The sequence below is a fragment of the Vibrio thalassae genome (assembly GCF_900089835.1).
Taxonomy (GTDB): Bacteria; Pseudomonadota; Gammaproteobacteria; order Enterobacterales; family Vibrionaceae; genus Vibrio; species Vibrio thalassae.
Map to the genome: position 1 here is coordinate 12,308 of NZ_OANU01000064.1, position 21,835 is coordinate 34,142.

At 43.2% G+C, this 21,835-nt stretch carries 13 protein-coding genes; 5 read left to right on the forward strand and 8 right to left on the reverse strand.

What is annotated here, in order from left to right; translation table 11 throughout:
* Nucleotides 1-240: 240 nt before the first annotated feature.
* Both VTH8203_RS16030 and gltS read right to left on the reverse strand, forming a co-directional pair.
* Nucleotides 241-9,321, reverse strand: coding sequence for a VCBS domain-containing protein (locus tag VTH8203_RS16030; protein WP_096994572.1), 9,081 nt, complete (start codon nt 9,319-9,321; stop codon nt 241-243).
* A 238-nt stretch (nt 9,322-9,559) separates the two neighbouring features.
* On the reverse strand, nt 9,560-10,786 hold the full coding sequence (gene gltS / locus VTH8203_RS16035) for a sodium/glutamate symporter (RefSeq protein ID WP_063602854.1): 1,227 nt from the start codon (nt 10,784-10,786) through the stop codon (nt 9,560-9,562).
* 318 nt (nt 10,787-11,104) lie between these two features.
* Here gltS and VTH8203_RS16040 point away from each other — a divergent pair, with 318 nt between their 5' ends.
* Both VTH8203_RS16040 and VTH8203_RS16045 read left to right on the forward strand, forming a co-directional pair.
* Nucleotides 11,105-11,878, forward strand: coding sequence for a DUF4344 domain-containing metallopeptidase (locus VTH8203_RS16040; RefSeq protein WP_096994573.1), 774 nt, complete (start codon nt 11,105-11,107; stop codon nt 11,876-11,878).
* A gap of 20 nt (nt 11,879-11,898) precedes the next feature.
* The gene (locus VTH8203_RS16045; RefSeq protein WP_096994574.1) at nt 11,899-12,285 is read left to right on the forward strand and encodes a thiol-disulfide oxidoreductase DCC family protein; all 387 of its coding nucleotides are present in this window, start codon (nt 11,899-11,901) and stop codon (nt 12,283-12,285) included.
* Between the two features lie 36 nt (nt 12,286-12,321).
* On the opposite strand, the gene VTH8203_RS16050 is transcribed toward VTH8203_RS16045, so the two are convergent.
* Together VTH8203_RS16050 and VTH8203_RS16055 are read right to left on the reverse strand one after the other, a co-directional pair.
* On the reverse strand, nt 12,322-13,197 hold the full coding sequence (locus VTH8203_RS16050; protein ID WP_096994575.1) for an NAD(P)-dependent oxidoreductase: 876 nt from the start codon (nt 13,195-13,197) through the stop codon (nt 12,322-12,324).
* Nucleotides 13,187-14,116, reverse strand: coding sequence for a LysR family transcriptional regulator (locus tag VTH8203_RS16055; RefSeq protein WP_096994576.1), 930 nt, complete (start codon nt 14,114-14,116; stop codon nt 13,187-13,189). Before VTH8203_RS16055 ends, VTH8203_RS16050 begins: the two co-directional genes overlap by 11 nt.
* Before the next feature lie 77 nt (nt 14,117-14,193).
* On the opposite strand from VTH8203_RS16055, the gene VTH8203_RS16060 reads away from it, so the two are divergent.
* Entirely contained in the window at nt 14,194-14,436 is a 243-nt protein-coding gene (locus VTH8203_RS16060) for a DUF2798 domain-containing protein (RefSeq protein ID WP_096994577.1), read from the forward strand.
* A 128-nt stretch (nt 14,437-14,564) separates the two neighbouring features.
* Here VTH8203_RS16060 and VTH8203_RS16065 read toward each other — a convergent pair whose 3' ends face one another.
* From VTH8203_RS16065 to VTH8203_RS16080, 4 genes are all read right to left on the reverse strand, one after another.
* On the reverse strand, nt 14,565-15,281 hold the full coding sequence (locus VTH8203_RS16065; protein ID WP_096994578.1) for a YebC/PmpR family DNA-binding transcriptional regulator: 717 nt from the start codon (nt 15,279-15,281) through the stop codon (nt 14,565-14,567).
* 85 nt (nt 15,282-15,366) lie between these two features.
* Nucleotides 15,367-15,576: a DUF3283 family protein gene (locus VTH8203_RS16070; protein ID WP_096994579.1), complete on the reverse strand. Its 210-nt coding sequence runs from the start codon at nt 15,574-15,576 to the stop codon at nt 15,367-15,369.
* A gap of 136 nt (nt 15,577-15,712) precedes the next feature.
* Entirely contained in the window at nt 15,713-15,913 is a 201-nt protein-coding gene (locus VTH8203_RS16075; protein WP_096994580.1) for a PA3496 family putative envelope integrity protein, read from the reverse strand.
* Between the two features lie 494 nt (nt 15,914-16,407).
* A complete protein-coding gene (locus tag VTH8203_RS16080) occupies nt 16,408-18,378 on the reverse strand; it encodes a replication initiator protein RctB domain-containing protein (RefSeq protein ID WP_096994581.1) in 1,971 nt (656 codons plus the stop codon).
* 1,202 nt (nt 18,379-19,580) lie between these two features.
* On the opposite strand from VTH8203_RS16080, the gene VTH8203_RS16085 reads away from it, so the two are divergent.
* Complete coding sequence (locus tag VTH8203_RS16085) at nt 19,581-20,798, forward strand: AAA family ATPase (RefSeq protein ID WP_096994582.1); 1,218 nt, start codon at nt 19,581-19,583, stop codon at nt 20,796-20,798.
* 6 nt (nt 20,799-20,804) lie between these two features.
* Entirely contained in the window at nt 20,805-21,776 is a 972-nt protein-coding gene (locus tag VTH8203_RS16090) for a ParB/RepB/Spo0J family partition protein (protein ID WP_096994583.1), read from the forward strand.
* Nucleotides 21,777-21,835 lie beyond the last annotated feature (59 nt).

Below are 21,835 nucleotides of genomic sequence, written 5' to 3' on the forward strand. Positions count from 1 at the left end.
CATCCACATGCTGTGGGAGATCCTCACTTTCGTGAGGATAACGGTTAAATAAGGCATGTAAAAAACGAACGGACGTAGACAATTTCTGTCCAGTAGTTTGCAAGAAGTTGTTTAAATTTTTCGTAGTTTAAAAATCGCTTGAAAAGGCACATTTCATAAAAAGTTTACTATCCAATGACATCAAAAAAAGACCGCAGCTATCACTTCAAACTGCGGTCTCTCTATGGTTATTCGCTCAAATTAGCTATCGAGAACAATAATCTGGTTTAATTTGACCGCGTCCCAATTGTATATACCTGTGACACCCTCAAGTTCGATAGTCACATTTTTCTCACCCTTGGTGATATTAACTAAGGTGCTGGTGTTGTCATCGTTTTCCGTGAGTGTAATCTTGTCTCCGCCGCCGGCAACATTCTTTAACAGATCTTCTAATGACGTGTTGCTGCCTTCAAATACCTCTGACAAGTCGATTACATCTCGATTTCCTTCAACTTGAGAGAAATCAGTAATCACATCATGACTGCCGTCTAAGTCACCTTCACTCCATTTGAAGGTATCATCTCCAAGTCCACCAGTTAATACATCATTACCAAGTCCACCGGATAGAACATCGTCACCATCCGTACCATGGATAACTGTGACGCCACTGCCTCCTTGCACTGCATAATCGACTTCTTCAGACTCGTCCACATTACCATTTGGCATGATATTGACGTTAACGGTTGCCGTTTCTAGGCTTGGAAGTCCATCTGAATCGATAGCTCTATAATCAAATTGATCCGCTACCTCGCCACCTGTCACCTTCACACTCTGAAGCACAAAACCAGCCTCTTTGCCCTCTGCGTTAAATGGCATAATGCGCATTTCATCAAATGGTATATCCGATGCTACCTCAATAATTGCTTGATGGTCGGCGATAATGCCGTTATCCATCACGATTGGATTATCATCTAATAAAACACCACCAGCATATAGGTAAACAAAGACTTGAGCCGCACCATTACCGTTAGCCGCAGCACTAAATTGTCCAGTTAAGCTTCCTACGCCGACAAGAGCTCTTGTCATCATGCCTGCCGTAAATTTAATGGACATAAATTCACTTTGTTTGGCTTCCGTTTCTTTCCCCTGACCTCGCTCATCATCACGCTTGGTGTAGAAACCAGATTGCTTAGCTGCGCCTGCGCTATCAAAAGCTATCTCTTCCATTTCTACGCCAAGATGAGGTTTGTCACCATCGTATGTGCCTCCGGTAACAACAATGTCATTACCAAACGGCTCATCTCCTTGAGGATTATAGCCCAGCGCGGAAACATCAAAACCAACTTCTAGGTCGTAAAATATATCGACACTATCTTCCACCACATCGCCAACGTCTAAGTCGAAGCGCTCACCAGAATTGCTCAGGAAATAAAGCTGACCATACTCTGGCTCCTCAGTGATTTCTACAAGAGTTGCTTTTGTATTACTAGCATCATCTTCACTATCCGTAGCAAAGTCTGCAAAGTTGAGTGGAATAGTGTCATCCGGCGCAAAAAACTCAAAATCTATGACTTCAGGAGGTGTATTTGGTGCCGACGGCTCTGGGTTATCTAAGACGATAAGGTTAATCGATTCCGAGACAACCTCATCTACCGGAGAGTAGGTACCATCCAATTCAGAGGCAATCGCTTTGATTGTAATAGGATAGGTTCCAACATCAGCCACTTTAATCTGCAGATCATTCAGGTCACTCCAATCAGATATATCGATTTCTCCAGAAGGTCCTATGATCGAAGTTTGAGTGCCGTTGCTGACAAATGCACCTTGTGGTAGCCCTTGAATCAGTAAAGTCAGTACTTCTGAACCATCGGTATCATTTAGACTGGCAGAGATATCACTAATATCAATGAAGGTATCCTCATAGCCTACATTGCTTCGTGTCGAAAGCACTATATTATCAAGTAATGCCCCATAGCTATTCTGCTCAGGTGACTCAAAGACGACTCGATAATTAAAGCTATCCAGAGTTTGGAAGAAGAGCTGTTCATCTTCAGACCAGTCTTTTACCACTAGGTTATGATCTTCTCCACTGCCATAGGAACGCAAGGTTTCCACTTCAACCCAAACACCCGGTGAGGTCTCTTTTTCAAGCTTAATATCCATCGGTGAATCGCTACGTCTAGCCGCAGCATCGAAGTTTAACTCGTAGAATTGGCCTGGAGTCCCTGCAAAGCTAGTAAATAAAGAGTCTTGTTGGCCTCTACGCCCTTCTATTTCAAAGATCTGGTTTTGCTCACCATTCCCCAGATAAACGCCTTCTTTACCGACTTCGCCTCTATTTGTAATAACGCCCCAATCACCACTATTTAAGCCATCAGGAGTATCGACACTGAGTTGCGCTCCACTAATATTGCCTTTCCAGCTGCTATTACCCAGATTAACATTTTCAAAATTGATTGCAGAAACAATGTCCTCGCCGGACACAATTAATGTTGGGCTATCTGTTACTGGTCGGACTGTAACCGCTAAATCATGCTGCTCTACCACATTATCATTTGCATCACGACCGGACACCGACAAAGTGAAATCGACATCGCTATCTTGTGGTGGCTTAATGGATAAATTAGCTAATTGTGATGGCATAATATTTGCCGCATTGTTGGTCACGACTATCTCATCAGTACCTGAGAATAAGGTTGCTCCTTCAGGAATACCACTAATCACAACTTCTGTTGCATCACTGTTCGCAGGCAGTTGTATATCCAACGCAATCTTGTTGTCTTCATCACCAATCGCGGCGGCAACAACTAGATCAGCGATTGCAGTAAAGTTAATGGTAGAAACTGCTGTATTTGATGGTTGCATTGCATCATCAAATGTCGTGATTTCAATGACTCTGTCCTCATCATCCGGAGATTGTGAGGAGTTGGAGAATTCAATTAGCTGAATAGCAGCCTCATAATCGGCAGGTGTTGCTTCTCCGCTTAAAGTGATTTTAATTGCACCAGAATCGAGTACTTCTGTTGTATAACTAATCCCACTAAGCAGCGGGTTAGTCGCACCATCAATCCCAAAATTGTCACCCGCTTTTGGATTGGTAAAGACAATTTCGGCCTCATGAATGACATTTTTCTCGTCAAAAATGGTGATGTCACTATCGACAACCTCAATAGCACTATCACCTTCTTGGTAATTCGTATCGAAGCTTGTACCATCAGCACTCAAGTCAAGATCGAGCGTTGGTGGCATATTGTTTTCACGCTCATCAACGATGGTAACAATAGATTCAGGACTTTCACCTTCATCGGAGTCAACTGCTTTGTATTTAAAACTGTCGTTCAGGGCAGTTTCTAGATAGCGTAACTCCCAGTTACCTCGGCCATCAGTACCAACGCTTACTCCCGCAATTAAGGCTCCTTCTTCGACATCGCCTAAATAATCAATTGAGAAGCTCAGCTCATGGAATAAAACGTCATTTCCTGACGTATCTTTTTGTACATCAGGTGTGTAATTGACGGTATCGCCATTACTGAGTGTGACCTTAATCGTAACAGCCGATTCGTTTTGGCCACCTAAGCCACTATAGAAATAGCCTCCCATGCCATCTAAGCCAAGGGTGACGTGTGTGGCTGGACGATCCGCAAAGTTGATAGATAACAGCTCACCTTCATTAATACCTTGGCCGCCACCAATACCTAAGCCATGACCAACATGATTATCTTGGACATCACCTCGATACTGAGTGAGATTGCCTTTGTTACTGTTAATGGTGATATTGTCTGTGCTGCCGTCACTGTTAGAGAGCTCTAATACTCGATTCTTACCATCGACTTCAGTACCCCAGTTGTAAAACTCATCTTGAGTGCTTTCCATATCACTTGATGTTGGCACTACTTTGGTACCAAGGATAAAGCCTTGAGCATCTGAATCAGGCTCATAGGTTATCTTAGTTGGATCAAACGTATCACCGTTGGCGACATTTGTTTGAGTGATTTCCTCGCCATCATGATAGAGAGTACCGCCAATCGGAAGCTCCGTAATTTTGACTTGCACTTGCTGACCATTCATATCATCTTCGATGTCGGAGATATGATCAGTTCCATCGCCTTCAATAGAGCCCGTTCCGGTATCAAAAATGACGGAAACAGGATCGTTACCCGACACGCTAAAGCTAAAGTCTTCCGACTCAGGTAGCTCGTTGACTGGTACAACCGCTATTGTTGATGTTGCAGTGTTCGATCCCACACCTTGATCATCAAATACTTGAATGGTTATTGAGCGAGGATCGGTATTGGGGTCTTCGCTGTCATTACTAAATTCGAGAAGTTGGAGTGCTGCTTCGTAATCTTCCGCCGTCCCTTCACCACTTATGGTTAAGATTAGAGCCCCTGCAACAGTGCTAGAAATGTAGCTTAAGCCATTTGGTAATGTACTATTAACAACAAAAGAGTCATTCGCTTGAGGATTAGTGAGTTTAATTTCTGCACTGGTGATAACATCAATGTCATCAGTAATGTCCATATCACTATCAACGACTTTAATCGGAGCGTCCCCTTCCGTGAAAGTCGCGTCATAGCCAGTGCCGCTTTCACTCGTATCCAAATCTAGAATTGGAGCATCATTATCATTGTCACCACCAGGTTGCCCATCTATCTGACCATCGTCAGAGATAGTGGCATCAGCTGATACGCCAACGTTACCGTTGACGGTAACACCCGCTGGCTCTGTTACTTTTAACGTAAAGTTTTCATCCTGCTCATAGACATCGTTATCTGGGATACCTACTTGGATATTAACGTTGGTAACCCCAGCAGGAATGGTGATCTCGCCATTAATGATCGGCAGTCGAACATCAGTACTTCCATCGTTATAGCTCGCCGTCGTGGTAGAGAAATCATCATCTTCGGTATCTACATCGATTCGATCGAGCGCTACCGTAAGAGCAATATCAGAAGGATTACTTAAAGACAGAGTGAACGGAACACTTCCTGCGTCTTCGCTCACTTCCCCACCACCAGTCAGTGAAAGGGTAATTGGATCGTTATCTAGAATATCTCCAGCGGCAGATTGACCATCGACTACCAGAGTAAAGCCTTCATCACCATCATAACGATTATCGTCGATTGTCGGTAACGTAATCGTAAAGTTAGAAACATTAGCTGGAACTTCAAGTTCTCCGGTCACCTCGTTATAAGTGACCCCATTGCCGAAAGTCATAGTCGATGGGTCAACATCATTAGCTGAAGCCTCATCGCCATTAGCACCAAACTCAATGTCAAAGAAAGTCTTCACATTGGTAGAACCGTCCAGAGTCACGTTATAGGAGAAGCTCTCCCCTTCTTCAACACTAGCCGTACCTATCTCAAACCCGCTGACTGAAATCGGTCCAGGGTTGACCAGAACATTCACTGTTGCAGTGTCAAAGCCACCTTTATCGTCGGTAATTTGGTACTGGAACTCAGTGCGACCCGCAAAGCCTTCAGGCAAATCGAAAATGACATTACCACCTTCAATACGCGCATCACCTTGTGTCTCACCGAACACGTAAGTGATACGAATATCATCACCATCCACAGCATCGTCGTTAGATAAAAGCTCTGAAAGCGGAATGACGACAGGTTCATCATGGTCAAAGACATAAGCGCCCGCACCGACCACTTCAATGCCCTGAAGGAAATAATCATAAGAGTCAGTGCCACGTGCAGGGCCACCTGTAAAATCAACAGACTCAAATACCAATTTGTCGTAGGCAAAACCGCCCGTTTCAATATCAAACGTGCCTTTATTACCTGACTCATTATGGAAATAATCACTGGCAACCAGAGTATCGCCTAAATAAGCGCTCCACTTACCTTGTTCATGACTACCTGCCCCGCCCTCATTAGCGAACAAGTTGGTTACAGAAAAAGCCCCATCTACAGCTGGCTCTTTGAGCGTAATAATGAGCTGCTCAGACTCTTCTTCATTTCGGTTATATTGAATTTGAGATTCAGGGCCACCGTTGGTAGTGCCGTCAGGAATACCAATACGGTCAGTACCGTCGATATTGTAGTTAACAGTTTGGCCATCATATTTCGCCTGAATGCTGTCAACCATATCCCAACCTTGATCGCCCGCTCCCATATCACCTTGAACAAGGCTATAAGACTCTGGATCATCAATCGCATCGGGTGCTAGGTTGGTACGTTGATCATCGATAGTCACTGTTGATTCATCACTATATGCGCCATCAGAATCAAGTGCTTTATAATCAAAGGAGTCTTCTAAACTCGTCTCTAGGTATCTTAGTTCCCAGTTTCCATTACCTTCAGTTCCAACCGTGACACCATATATTTGTAACCCTTCCACGTCAGAAAGATCATCGATTGATATCGTAATGTCTAAATCAAGATCGCTATTACCAGACGTCGTCTTTTGAATCGGATCTAGAACTCTCGTTGAACCATCGCTTAAGGTAACGGTAACTAGTACTGATGACTCGTTGGCATTGTTGATATTTTCATCAAAATAGCCACCTAGACCATCTAGCCCTAATGTCACTGAAGTGGCTGGTCTCTCGGAGAAATCAATCGAAATAGTCTCTCCCTCATTGATGCCTTGTCCACCACCGACACCAAGACCAAATCCAACGTGGTTAGCGTCTCCTCGGTACTGAGTGAGATCCCCACCGATTGAGGTAATCCTGATCGAGTCATCACCCAAAGTTAAAATGCGCTCTCCAGGGTTATCACCAGGAGAGCCCCAGTTTAAGAAATCGGTTTGCGAACTGGCTTCGCTGTCCAACCCTTGCGAATCTTTAACACCTAAAACAAAGCCTTGAGCACTTTCATCAGGTAGATAGGAAATATTATCTGGATTAAACGATGTGCCGTTAGCCCCTCCTTCGACATGGAGGTCAGCTTCAACAATCGCTCGAGTTTCACCGTTTTCAGTGTAGAGAAGTGTACCGCCTAAAGGCAGCTCAGTGATTACAACTGACAGTGACTTTCCATCCGTGGTACTACGATCATCTTCATAGTCGGAGATATGGTCGGTTCCATCACCCTCAATAGAACCTTCTCCAGTATCAAAAATAACTGGAATCGCATCATCTCCGGAGAGTGTAATTGAGAAGTCTTCGGAGTCAGGTCTATCATTGGTACCGTTGATAGTAATTGTTACCACTTCAGTGTCAGTTGCTCCCCACTCATCTTCAACGATGACGTCAAAGGTAATTGGCAATGTCTCACCTTGAGCCAGCTTCTGAACGGCGTCTGATTCGTTATCTAAAACAAATTTCCACTCCCCCGTTTTTGGGTCAGTGATAACGAACTGACCGTACTGTGAGGTACCATCAGTAACTGAGAAAGTAAGGTCGTGCCCAGTATCTACATCATTAGCAACTATGGTCCCCGTTGCTTCAGGTGACCCTACATTGATGCCACCAGACTCAGTAACTGCACCCGTAAGGTCGCTTTCGTCTTCGTCAATTACTGGTGCATCATTGCTGCCTTTAACAACAATTCGAATCGTCTGCTCAACACTGGCACCATGTTCATCTTCCACGACTACCGTGTATTCAAGACGTTTCTTCTCACCTTCTGCCAACGCATCGGTCGCAGGCAGATCATCCTTCAGCTCGTAGCGCCAGTCACCGGTTTCTTCATCAACACTGAATGTGCCGTAAGTGGTGTCTGCTGGCTCTTTGAGTGTGAAACTCAGCTCCGCTCCATTATCGACATCCGACGCATCAATAAAACCTGTTGTGACAGCTTTACCATTGTCATCATCACCTGCTTCACGAACTCGACCTTTACTGTCAACATCGTCTATGACTGGTACATCATTCGTCCCTTTAACAGTCACCGAGATAATTTGAGTAACCACTGCGCCCTGTTCGTCTTCAACTTGAACGGTAAAACTCAGAGGAACTTCGTCACCTTCAGCTAACGATTCAACTGCATCAGCTTCGTTATCAATTACAAAACTCCACAAGCCATCACTAGTGATATTGAATGTACCGTACGGGTTGCTAACATCCCCTACTGAGCTCCACGTTAAGTTAGAAGAATCCACATCCGTCGCTGAAAGTTGACCGCCTGTACTTGGTGCTCCGGCATCCTCAGTACCATTGTCAAAATGCCCAGACTCTCTGACTTCGCCTTCCGTTATCAATTCGGAGTCAATTACTGGCTTGTCATTCGTACCTTGGATATTGACAACAATCGTTTGAAAGACATCGACGCCTTGGTCGTCAGTGACTTTGACTTTGAATTCAAGAGAAGTTGATTGCCCTTCTCGTAAGGCTTGAACTTCATCTGCAGTGTTATCAAGTTCAAATGTCCAAAGGCCAGCTTCTGTAATCGAAAAATCTCCATATGCAGAAGACATATCGCCGTCTTCCGACCAAACCAAACTTTCGATTGGAGAGTCTACATCTGTGGCATTCAACTGTCCGCTCACCGATGCCGTTCCTATGTTCTCTGAACCGTCATCATTGTGTCCAGCTTCGACAACGTCACCACTGATTTCGCTATTTGCACTGATAACAGGTTTATCGTTAGTGCCACTAATAATGATTACCAATGGCTGTGACGTAGAGGAATTTAGGGGGTCGGTGACTTGGACGGTAAAGGAGAGTGTCACAGTATCATTGACGTTTAAAGCTTGTGTGGCATCGGAATCGTTATTTAAACGGAAAGTCCATTCTCCATTGTCGGAGAGCTCAAACTCGCCGTAGTCAGAAAGATTTTCCGGAGTAAAAGTCACACTCCAAGTCAAAGTTCCATCGTCAAATTCAAGGTCGGTGGCTGAAAGCTGGCCGGTCAGCTCAGCAGTACCATCAAAATCGCTACCGTCAGAGTTATGACCTGCTTCCACAACGTTTCCAGCTAAGGCTTCACTAAGAATTTGCGGAGCTGAGTTAACGAGTACCTGAAGAAGAGTATTAGATTGCGTCGCGGTTAGTCCTTGCGCCTCAAGGGCAGAAGTATCAAACTGTGTTTTAGCTAGCGTTTGCGAGCCATCACGCTCGATAGCGCCTGTCGCCGTTGGGCTTGAACCATTCGAATTACCCGCAGCGGTAGCTTGTTCTTGGTTCTGGGTCGGGTCTTCACCCGCCTCAATGGCAGCGATGATTTCTTCGGCATCTATATCAGAAACATCAATCTCTTGGCTTTTACCCTCTTCTTGAATCAATACAAGGTCTAAATCCTCGCCCACTTCTGTATCGTTCAAAACATTGATGACAACGTCTCCCGGTCTAGGTTCACTTCCCTCCGGAAGAATGGTGAGTTTTCCTTGAGCATCTATTACTAACGTACCAGACACTTTTGCTAACCCAAATAGAGACAACGCACTCATGATTTACTCCTTGAATTGCTCCCGACGCCAGGAAGCAATATCTTTTATCAGTTCTAGCCAGCCTTGCTTGCGCGAATGGACATATTAGCCCAAGCTCGAAATTTTACTTTTATTTTACATTTAGATATCAGATAAATTGACGAAATGAAACTTTTTGGGGAAGTATTTTTAGTTTGTCTCAAAAACGAAAAAAGTCTCGCAAATACGAGACTTTTCGGGAAGAGTTTTAAGCTTAATCTTAGCCGATTACTGTGATAAATCCTTGTAGGATGATTAGGTTCACAATGTCGATGAAAAATGCCCCAACAATAGGCACGACCATAAAGGCTTGAGGAGATGGTCCGAATCGATTAACGATGGACCCCATATTCATAACTGCAGTCGGCGTAGCCCCTAAACCAAACCCACAGTGCCCACCGGCTATGACGGCTCCATCGTAGTTTTTGCCCATTACTCTAAACGTAATGTAATAAGCAAACAGCCCCAAAATAACAGACTGCACGGCGAGTATGATTAAGAAAGGAATCGCCAGATCAAAGATGTTCCAGAGCTGAAGGCTCATCAATGCCATTGCTAAGAAAAGCGATAATGACACCGTACCGAGAATATCGACCGTTTCTGCATCCACTTTATAACTTTTGGTCACTTCGCAGATGTTGGTAATGAAAACACCGATAAATAACGCATAAACGAAGTCAGGAATCATTAACCAAGATATTTCAAATGTATTAACCCACGCATGTAAATACTTCGCTCCAGTCACACAGATGAGTAAGATAAACAGAACTTCAATAACCTTTTTAGCAGTCACGCGATCTCTTTCGTACTCGTTATAAGTTACCAATTCAGGGAAGCGCTCATGAGTATCATTGCCTCGGCCATACTCTGACTCAAAGTTATTCTTATCAATGAGTCGTTGTGCAACCGGACTACCAATAATACCGCCGATAATTAGACCAAAGGTTGCAGAAGCCATCGCAATTTCTAGTGTGTTGCTGATGCCGTAAGTCTCAGTAAAGGTTTGAGCCCAAGCAGCCCCAGTACCGTGTCCGCCCGACAAGGTAATAGAGCCCGCAATTAACCCCATTAACGGCTCTAAGCCGAGCATGGTGGCTAATCCAACTCCGACACTATTCTGGATAATAATATATACCGATGCGACCGCTAAAAAGACAAAGACTTTAGCGCCACCTTTCATTAGTTGGGTGTAGTTAGCTGCCAATCCTACGGTGCTAAAAAACATCAACATAAATGTTTTCTGCAAGGGCAACGAGAACTCAAGATTAACGTTGTTAAAGTGTAAAACCGTAATGATAAGGGCAACGATTAATCCACCAACGATGGGTTCAGGGATGTTGTATTTTTTTAGAACAGGGAGCTTACTATTAATGATGTGTCCCAGAAAAAGAACGCTGATAGCGATCAAAAAAGATTCTAACGTGCCAACAGAGATGGTGTTGTTCATATAACCTCTTTTTTTGCTTTATCGCTCATCTTCCTTAATGAGGTTCGACTAAATTGTAAAGTGTAGTAGAAATAGAATAGATGGCGACTCATGGTAAGCAGACACCAAACGACCTTGTTAAGACTATCTATCACTTCTTAGAATGCCGGGAAGAGTCGGCAAAATATGCGACCGAAGACGATTAATAAAGATGTTATTAACCAATTGGTTACATTGAGTTTATGGTTTTAAAAAGAAGCACTACACTAAATTAATCGCGCAGTGTACCACAGACAGGCCATTGCGACTAATTGAAGCACTGAATGGGTGGAAAATGGCATGAAATCGATACTAAAAAAGGCTGTGTTTTCAGTCGCTCTATTGGCCTCATATACCGCATCGGGTAACGTCAAGATTAGTTATGATGACGCAGATTCAACCGTAGAAAGGCAAGCCCAACTCGCCATAGAACAGAGCAAAATAAACGATCTCGTGGTGCAACTTTCCAAAGCTTACTTCCCTTTTGAGCGCGATCTAACGATTCAATACGGCGGAGATGATGGCCCGCTTTATGACCCACAATCTCATACTGTCCACATTCCCTATGAGTTTTACATCGACTCTCTTAACTACTTCTTAAACAATGACTATCAAGAAAAATTTGGTAAGCCAGCCAAAGAAGGCGCGTTAGATACCTTACTCCACACATTACTGCATGAAGCAGGACATGCTTACATTGCCGACCAGAAGATACCTATTTTGGGTAAAGAGGAAGATGCCGTTGATAACTTTGCGGCAGTACTTATGATCAATTATGTAGAAAATGGCGCTGACGCCACCATCAGTGCAGCAGATATGTTTTCATTCGAATCTGAAGACAGACCTGATTACTACGACTTTGCCGAGTATATTGGTGAGCACAGTTTTGATCTTCAACGCTACTTCAGTACGTTATGTCTTGTATATGGGAGTGACCCTGAACGTTACACAACGCTTCTAGATGAAATAGAAGAAGGCTACCGAGAAGAGCAAAAAGAAAAATGTGAAATGACATTCCAACAGATCGATATGAACTGGAAACAGGTATTAAGAGTAGATCAAGACAAACACTGATAGCATCCCAAGGAAACACTATGTCGGTTCGACTCACATTATTTTATGACGCCACTTGTCCGCTGTGTGTGAGAGAAATGCGATCGCTACAGTCTCATGACACAGAGAAGTACATCAAACTGGTCGACATTTTCTCTCCCGAGTTTGCGGCATACCCTGAAATCGACCCTAAAGCAGCATCGGACCGCCTGCACGCTTATGATGCCGATGGGAACTTGCTACTGGGTTTAGACGTTACTCACCGAGCTTGGAGTCTCGTTGGGAAACCCTACCTATATGCATTCACTCGTTGGCCGATTATGAAAACTCTTTGTGACTGGGCTTACCTGAAGTTCGCTAAGAATCGCTACCACATTTCAGGGTGGTTAACGGGTAAGAAACGCTGTGAGCGGTGTCGGCTGGAGTAACGCAACACCACAAAACTTGTATTTACAGTGTAAACATTATGATTTGGCGTCTTGACGTACCGCTTTGAAAAGCACGGAGGTATCAGAGCGGTTCTCACCTTGTGTTGCAAGCGCCTGATAGCGATCAATTGTCTGTTCTGTTAATGGTAGTCGAATCCCCTGACGTGAAGCCTCATCCAAACAAAAACCTAGATCTTTAATCATCCAATCAATAGCAAAGCCGAAATCGTATTTGCTTTCAGCCATCGTCTTCGCTCGATTTTCCATCTGCCAAGACCCAGCGGCGCCATTTTTTAAGCAGTCCACCAACGATGGTATATCTAGACCACTTTTTTGGGCCAGTAACAGTCCTTCAGACAGTCCAGTGAGCACTCCTGCGATACAAACCTGATTGACCATTTTTGCTCGTTGACCTTGACCAATAGTGCCCATCAATACCGATGATTTACCATAAGCATTAAAAACGGGTTGTAACGCCGTGAACGTCTCTTGTTCTCCACCACACATAATAGTCAGAACCCCATTCTCTGCTCCAGCTTGGCCGCCAGAGACAGGCGCATCCATAAATCGAAGACCAACCTTATCGCAAGCCGCTCCCAGCTCTTCCGCTAATAACGCAGAGGTTGTTGTATGATCGACAAGAATAGCACCAGGTTTCATGCTGGCAATCGCCCCTGAAACAGAAGTTGTCATCTCCCTTACGTCATCGTCATTGCCCACACATACAGCCACAACATCAGCATCTTTCACACATTCAGCCACAGTTTCACTATAGTGACCATCATTTTCATCCGCCCAGAGTTTGGCTTTTTCTGTTGTACGGTTAAAAACGCACACCTCAAACCCTTCTTTTACCAAATGAGCAGCCATTGGGTATCCCATTACACCCAATCCAATAAAACTAACTTTCATTTGTACTCCTTTTCTTGCTGGTGGGGTTTACCGCAGCATCCATCTTATTTGCGCTAGATAAAATAGCGTCTATGAGCGATTTAACAGCTTTCGGTTGATATTTCCTATCTTTGTACACCAAAAACGCTTGTCGGTCACTACGATAGTGTTCAGGCAGCAGATGAATCAAATTTGAGTTGGTTTGCACATGTCGCAATGGGAGCGAGGCAACACCGAGTCCTCTTTCTACAGCATCTAACAGAGCTTGGATATCATTCACAACCAATCTAGGTTTAACATGAATGCTCTCCTCAAGGCGTTCGTTGCGATAAATAGCCAAAGTTTGATTATTATCTATCGCTAGCCAATCTAACTGGGGAAGTTGTGAGATGTCAGTGATTTTTGGACGAGTCGCCAAATATTCACTACTGGCAAAAAAACCATGACGAGCGGTAAACAAAGGACGGGCGATTAGATCCTCCATATCACTAATATCAAATGTGATAAGCAACTCGCGATTAGTCTGAGGTTTTATCTGGTCATGGTTCAAACCAAGATCAATATGGACGTTTGGATACCGCTTTAAGTAGCTTTCCACAACAGGAGCAACAAAAGAATGGTAGAAACTGTGCGGTACCGACAAGCGCACGGTGCCCGCGACTTGCTCCATTTGTTCCGTGATGTTGGCTAAGCCTATTTCTACCTGCTCTATCCCACTGCTTAGTTGCTCGAAAACGAGTCTGCCAACTTCAGTAGCTGTTAACTCCCTTCCCTTCTTTTCTAGCAAACGAAGACCTAAACGTTCTTCGAGAGATGAGATACGTCTAGATACCGTCGACTGCGGAACACCAAGAAGATTGGCCGTTTTTAATACGGAACCGTGCTCAACTACCTTACAAAACAAGTAAGCGTCATCTATATACCCAAATATGGAATCCACAATTCTATTTCACCCAATATTATCTATTTATGAATAGGTTTATACTTCTGATAACAAAAATCAACAGGAGAATAACAATGAGTAAAAAACAATTTTGGGTTTCCGCCCTACTTTCCTCTCTTACTATGGGTATCATGATGTCGGGCATTATATCAGGATACAAAATGGGCTTTAACAGCGCTTGGCCTCCTATCTGGTTGCAGAGTTTTCTTATTGCCTGGCCATGTGCGCTAGTACTAAATCTAACCGTCTTGCCGCAAGTAAGAAACTTTTCCGCTTGGCTGTGCGCCCCAAAAAAGATCAAAACAGAGGAAGCATGATCATGGACAATCACCTTGATCATGCTTCTGAGACACTGCCTCCAGACTCGATACTGATAAGGAACTCTGAAAGTAGAAATAAAAAAAGAGCCGACCTTGTCGACTCTTTTTTTCATAACACAAGCGTATTATTGCTCTGCGTTGTGATAAACCTGCTGAACATCATCACAGTCATCTAGCATGTCGAGGAATTTTTGGAATTTCTCAGCATCTTCGCCAGCAATGGCAGTATGAGTTTGTGGTACAAACGTAATTTCTTCCACATCAACCGTTAGACCTGGGTATTCAGCGTTCAAGGCTGTTTTCGCTTTGAAGAACTCAGTATGTGGGGCAAATACTGTGATTACGCCCTCTTCTAGCTCAATATCTGTTACGTCTACATCAGCCATCATTAGAGCTTCAAGTACAGCTTCTTCGTCGTCACCTTTGAATTGGAATACCGCTTGGTGATCGAACATGTGAGCAACAGTACCAGGGCTACCAATTTTAGCACCCGTCTTAACGAAGCATTGGCGAACATCTTGGAAAGTACGGTTGCCGTTATCGGTCAAACAGTCAACGATAACGCTAACGCCACCCGGACCAAAACCTTCGTAACGCGCTGGCTGGTAGTCTTCACCACCACCACCGTTAGCTTTGTCTAGTGCTTTTTCAATAACGTGAGCAGGAACTTGATCTTTTTTTGCTTTAGCAATCAGGTGCTTAAGCGACAAGTTCATCTCTGGATCTGCGCCGCCGTTTTTCGCTGCTACGTAGATCTCTTTACCATACTTGGAATAAACTTTAATTTTTGCGCCCTGAGTCTTGGCCATAGAGGCTTTGCGCACTTCAAAACTTCTTCCCATCGGGATGTTCTCTCTAATTCATTTTAACGCGGAGGATTTTATCAAATCGTCAATACAATTCAATTGTCAACACCATGAATGGCACTTACATCACTCCCATCATTCTCTTGTATTTGTCGACACACTGCTCAAACCATGCTTGTTCAGCCTCGTCTGCTATCTTTTCGAGTTGCTCTCGTATAGCTTCCGGTCCCGCTTTGGCCTCTTTCATTTGCCACACAACAAAGGAAGCTTGTTTATCAAGTTCAACTTTATTCTTTTCAGAAGGTGGGAGAAGAGACAAATTATGAGACATGGTATTTAGTCAGTTGATGTTGGCAAGGGTGCTGAATATAGCATTGATGAAGTATTAAACTCAAATGAAAGGATGTATTTTGACAACAGTTAAAATACAAAGGGTGGCCAACGCCACCCTATCTGGTTATCCAAAACTAATGAATCAAGCCAAGCTCTCGTGCTTCTTCTAGAGTTAGACCACTTTCTCTGATTTCCCTTAACGCTTCGATGCGGCGTCTAGCTTCTGCGGATTTGCCCTGCTTCGCTGGACGGATGTTTTCCTGAACTTCTTCAGAGTGATCCCATTTAGTTGTGATGGATGTCATTTCGTCATGGTCGATTGAATTAATGGACATTGTTACCTCCTGATGAACCATGTCTGAACACCTAATCTGTAGCAAACGACAAATTTGTTGTTAAGAAAAACTGATTCAGAATGTGATAGGGGCAATAGATCTAAACAGAAGTTTTAGAAAGCGGTTTTTAAACTTTGAAATCCATGTGTTCAAGGATTACATTTAGGAGATTCCACCTCAAAAAATCAGCTTGATCGAGATCTCCTTTTTCTCACTCCAATCCCTTAATCAATATAGATTTCAGACCGGTAACTGTTAATACCTTGAGCCAAATTTTAGACAAAAAAAAGCGAGTCCAAATTGAACTCGCCAAAAATATATCAGAATGAATGTAACAATATGAGCCAATCTACTTATTTCATTAGAAAGGACAAAAGGTTGTCTATTCGGGATAAATATTAGCCAACCCCACCCGCCACATTGTCAGCACATTGTCAGCATTATGTGTAATTCCTAACAACTTCATTCAGGTTGTAACAAAGAGTTAATCTGAACTAAATCGCCACCTCATCGAGCACTCGGAACACCGTTTCATCAATATGCCCTTCATGTACCTGTTTGCATACTTTTTTACGGACCGCGAGAGCAGAGATAAGTCGTTCTATCGACAAGTGTTTGTTTTCTTGTCTCGAGTTATAAAGTTCAACAACTCGGCTCAATACCTCGTAAGGAATGACCTGATCATCCACTCGCAGCCAATCAAGCTTCTCCATGAGCTCTGAGCACTCTTGTTTAATTGATGCTACCGAATGACCTGTCATGGCAGATAGAGCTGTTACACTGCGTTCTAGCGCTTCTGAAGAGGTATATTTAGATAGAATAATGGTGATTTCATCAGCATTGATCTCCACCAAGTGTTTACGCTGTTTCACTCGACGGCCTAAGTTACCTCTTGGGGACGGTGCTTTGCGTTGGATTGGCTCAAATTCACCATCAATGATGGTTGACAGTTCGTCTAACTGTTTACGAGTGACCAACTCATTTCGCAATGGGTTCGGTAACGTTGGCGCCATGTTTCGCTTACCAGCATTCGTCGTTCTAGCTCTTGAATAACGTAACACCTCTTCCACATCACAGCGAATATCAACCTGGAAATCTGGCAGTTTCGCGTTAGGATCCATACATTGCAGCGAGAGATGATAACCCCAAAGGTTAACATCGAAACGATCATTGCTCATTGATCCTTCAGCAAGCTTTCGTAGCTCTCGCAAAAGATCCATCGAAAAACGTCGCCATTCGATGTTACGCGCTAACTTTTGATTCAATTCTGACAGCAACAATGTGTCAGTATGACGGCGTGCCATTCGACTTCTAAAATAAGAATACAGTTGGAACACCAAAGTATGCTGCTTCAGAATTTCTGGTGGGAACAAGAAAAAATAATCTCTTGTCAGCAGCTCCTCATAAAATGATGGCTCCCAAACTAAGATGTATAGATTGGGTTTGATCTTGATCTCACCATCAGCTCCTTCACGAGGCGCTTCTTCAGAAGCGGTGATGGTTCTTGCTAAAAATCGAAAACGATCACTTTTAAAGCCTTCAGGCATGTTTTCACTGAGCCAACGACCCGTAAGCTCATGCAACTGAAAATCTGTAAACTCAATGCGGTCAATACTATCGCGGATCGAGTCACGTGCGGGCCCGCTATCTTTCTTGCCACGAAGTGACAGAATATCGGTGATGTATAACGGCGTTTTATTTGGCACATGCTTGGCATCAAGATGATATTCTTCATGATGATGATCATGGTATTGCACCGTCAGAGTAAACAACGCAAACAGCGTCATAAGATCATCAACCGTCATAATATTCTTGGACGACCGAGTCTCAATCACCGCTTTGGTTCCCGAAATAGAAACCATCGACTTTTGATAACTTTTCCGCGTTCGAGGAGGGGCAAGTGCTTGGTCGATAATGCCTGCCCAATTCGTTGGAGATACCACAAACTGGTCAGCTTCATCGCGCATTGCTGGTGGCGTATAGAGACCGTGCTCGTTCAGCAAGCGCTTATTAACTTGCGTTTGTGCGAGTGCTTTTGATTTTTTCTGTTTTTCTGATTGTTTAACCGACTCAGTCACTAAGCTCGTTGCACCAAGTACAGACACCAACTTGTTGGGGTTAATAAATCGATGAAGCATCGTCTTGCCAGCAAGACCTTCTTCAAACTTAACACCATGCTGGCTAAACAAACCGATATTGACTGCCGCTCTCAACCGCTGCTGAATGGCCGCTCGAGTAAGCTTGCCATCAGTTGCATCAATTAGCTCTGTCGTTGACACATACCCGTCTTTAGAACTGAATCCACGTAAGGAAATGAGGTTCAGCAGTTCTAAAATACTTTTGGTGACCCCTTTGAAATGCTGATACTGCTCGATCCAATCGACAGCGGTTTCTGTTACTTCAAATAGATGGCCGTCTTTGTGATCTCTAGGAGATCGGATCAATAATTTTTCGTCGCTACTCATGATTGGATCTATATCACACTATCCGTAATTTCGATATTGTTCCATAGAATAAAGAATAATGATGAATAAATAAAGATCTATTTTATTGCTCTTAATAAACTGATCTTTACTGTTAATGCTGATCTAATATGATTAAGTGATCTTATGATCTGGCGTTTTTGATCAATCTAACCTTTTGTTTTTAAAAGTAAAGTTTTCGTCGCTCATCGGACGCATGATCATGGCATTTCTGAAACGATGATCATTATATTGTGAAAACATGATCATAAATCTCAGGAGACATGATCATCAGCAAAGCGAAAACATGATCAATAGATGTTTGGATAGATGATCATGTAGGCATCACAACTTATCCACAGAAAAAGTAGACAAGCTGTGAATAGGTTTATCTAAATACTTTTAAAAACATCAATTTATATCGAAAACATGATCAAGGAATGCATAAAATGGCCGTAATAAAGCATTGTTCGGTTATTTATCACTCATTTGTTAATCAAAGTTTAAAGCGTAATTAATCTTCCTGCCTTTCAGAGCACTCCGAGGCATGTAGACCTCAATGTGGAAACATGATCAAGTTGTTGTATTGAAATGATTGATGCATTTTGATTTTGAGACAGAATAGCTGAAAATGACTACTATCCCTTTCTCTATCGGGCATTGACCGTAGTTTGGTCGACATTTTACATGCTTCCGAAGCGCAAAACCACTTGATCATTCTTCCCGGTTAATAGATCGACCGAATTGAGTAAATCGGCGATCCAATAGGGTAATATTTGCCTTGATCATGCTTCTTACTATTCGGAACGATGATCAAGACTCGTATCAAGCAAGAGCGTGGTTATTAAAACTCTGTTTACAATAAATCACTCATGACTGTCGATTTAAGAAAAATAACCGTCACGTATTGGATAGAAATGACACTGTCCGTAAGTTATCCAGAATTTATAATCGTTCCGACTAAATTTCCATTTACACTGTAAATAAGTGACATGGTAACACTTTTAATATGGTTTAGTTTACCTGCAATTCCTCTAACAAAGATTGCTGCATTTTTCATCAGCTTTGTAGACGAAATCACGATTTGGCTTTGATGTAGTCAATTTATTGTAAAAATAATACCTAAGTGAGTGGACAGCTTTTTGATGTGAATGTACGATATAGCTGTACATTAATTCATTAGGTTACTTGGTTGGAACTTAGGTATGAAAAGAGAACAAACAATAGATAATCTCTACCAACTTGCAGAACAGACTCAGCAAGTACAAGCAGATCGCATCGAAATCGTCTTAGAAGAGCGAAGTGACGATCATTTTCCAGCAATGTCGAAAGCAATGATGGAAACTCGTTCTGGGTTGACTCGTCGTAAACTAGATGATGCCATCAGTAAGATGGAAGCAAATGGTCATCAATTTACTAAAAATAACGCGAACCATTATTCTATTTCGTTGCAAGAAGCACATATGTTGATGGATGCAGCTGCGGTACCTAAATTTCATCAACGTAAGCAAAGTGCTAATAACAAGCCGTGGATTATCAACGTTCAAAACCAAAAGGGTGGTACGGGCAAATCGATGAGCGCTGTGCATTTAGCGGCTTGCCTGGCATTAAATTTGGACAAGCGTTATCGCATTTGTTTAATCGACTTGGATCCACAAGGCTCACTTCGTTTGTTCTTGAACCCACAAATCAGTATCTCTGAACATGAAAATATCTATTCTGCGGTAGATGTCATGCTAGAGAATGTGCCTGAAGGTACGGATATCGATATCGAGTTTTTGCGCCGTAATGTTTTACTGTCAACGCAGTACCCGAACTTAAAAACAATTTCAGCTTTCCCTGAAGATGCAATGTTTAATGCCGAAGCATGGCAAAATCTTTCTCAAAACCAGTCTCTCGATATCGTTAAGTTGTTAAAAGAGAAGTTGATCGACAAAATCGCAGACGATTTTGATGTCATCATGATAGATACTGGTCCTCACGTTGATCCGCTGGTTTGGAACGCTATGTATGCCTCAAATGCACTGCTTATCCCGTGTGCAGCAAAACGTTTGGACTGGGCTTCAACGGTCAATTTCTTCCAGCATTTGCCAACAGTGTATGAGATGTTCCCTGAGGATTGGAAAGGATTGGAGTTCGTTCGCTTAATGCCGACGATGTTCGAAGATGACAACAAGAAGCAAGTGTCGGTTTTAACTGAGATGAATTATCTACTTGGCGATCAAGTAATGATGGCAACCATTCCTCGAAGTAGGGCATTCGAAACCTGTGCAGATACGTATAGCACAGTGTTTGATTTAACGATTTCAGATTTTGAAGGCGGTAAGAAAACACTAGCCACAGCACAAGACGCAGTACACAAAAGTGCACTAGAGTTAGAAAGAGTGCTTCACAGCAACTGGTCATCATTAAATCAAGGGTAACGTTATATGGCTATTAAAACTTCTGAACTTAACGCTAAACTTTTCGGAAAGGCTAATAAGAGACGTGCCACCACGCCTCAAGAAGCGCAAACTGCAGCCAAAGAGCAAGCCCAGTATATTGAGCTATCAGTAGCAGGCGAAGAACTGGTTTCATTTGAACTTGTTCGCATTCCGCCAAACGAGGTGGAGTCGAAGACATTTGTATTTGAAGAAAATGCACGTGAACAGTCGTTCTTGAACGAGCACGCCCTATCAGACGTATTGGCAACGTTGCGTGACAAAGGACAGCAATATCCTGCCGTTGGTCGCCGCCAAAAAGATGGCTCCATTGAAGTACTGGATGGTAGCCGCCGTCGTATGTCATGTATTTTGGCTCAAAAAGAGTTCTTGATTTACGTTGCTGAGAATATTAACGGTGACCACGCTAAATTCCTCTCTGATGTCGCTAATGCTCATAAACCGCTGTCTTTATATGAAAAAGGTAAAGAGATGCTGGCTAAGCTCGACAGTGGCGAAGCAGAAGACCAAAAAGCGCTTGCGAAAATGTTCCAGTGTAGTGAGGCATTGGTAAGCGGTGCATTGAAAGCCGCGGACTTACCATTGGAATTACTTCAGGCATACCCTAACGTCAGTGATCTGGGGCGTCCGACGATTGTTCGCTTGCACAAGCAATTTAGCGAACTCGACAGTGATAAACAGAGTCAACTGATTGAACGTTGTCATCACAATGAGGGTTATGTGTGGCAGAAGAGTCGTGCGCAAGGTGTTGCTCGTATCACGAAAGAGGTGTCAGAAACACTAGAAAATTGGATGCACGAGCTCGCGCCGCCAAAGCGAGCTAAAGTCGCAAAAATTGATCTCGTTAAAGGACGTGCAAGTTACACTCGCAAGGGGCCAAATTTAGCGCTGAATCTTAAGAAAGTCGATGACCAAACCATGGATGAAATTCTTGAGTTCATAAAAACTAAGATTAACTAAATCGTCTTCAAAATACCTCGCCATGGCGAGGTATTTTTTTGTGTTAATATTGTGGTAAG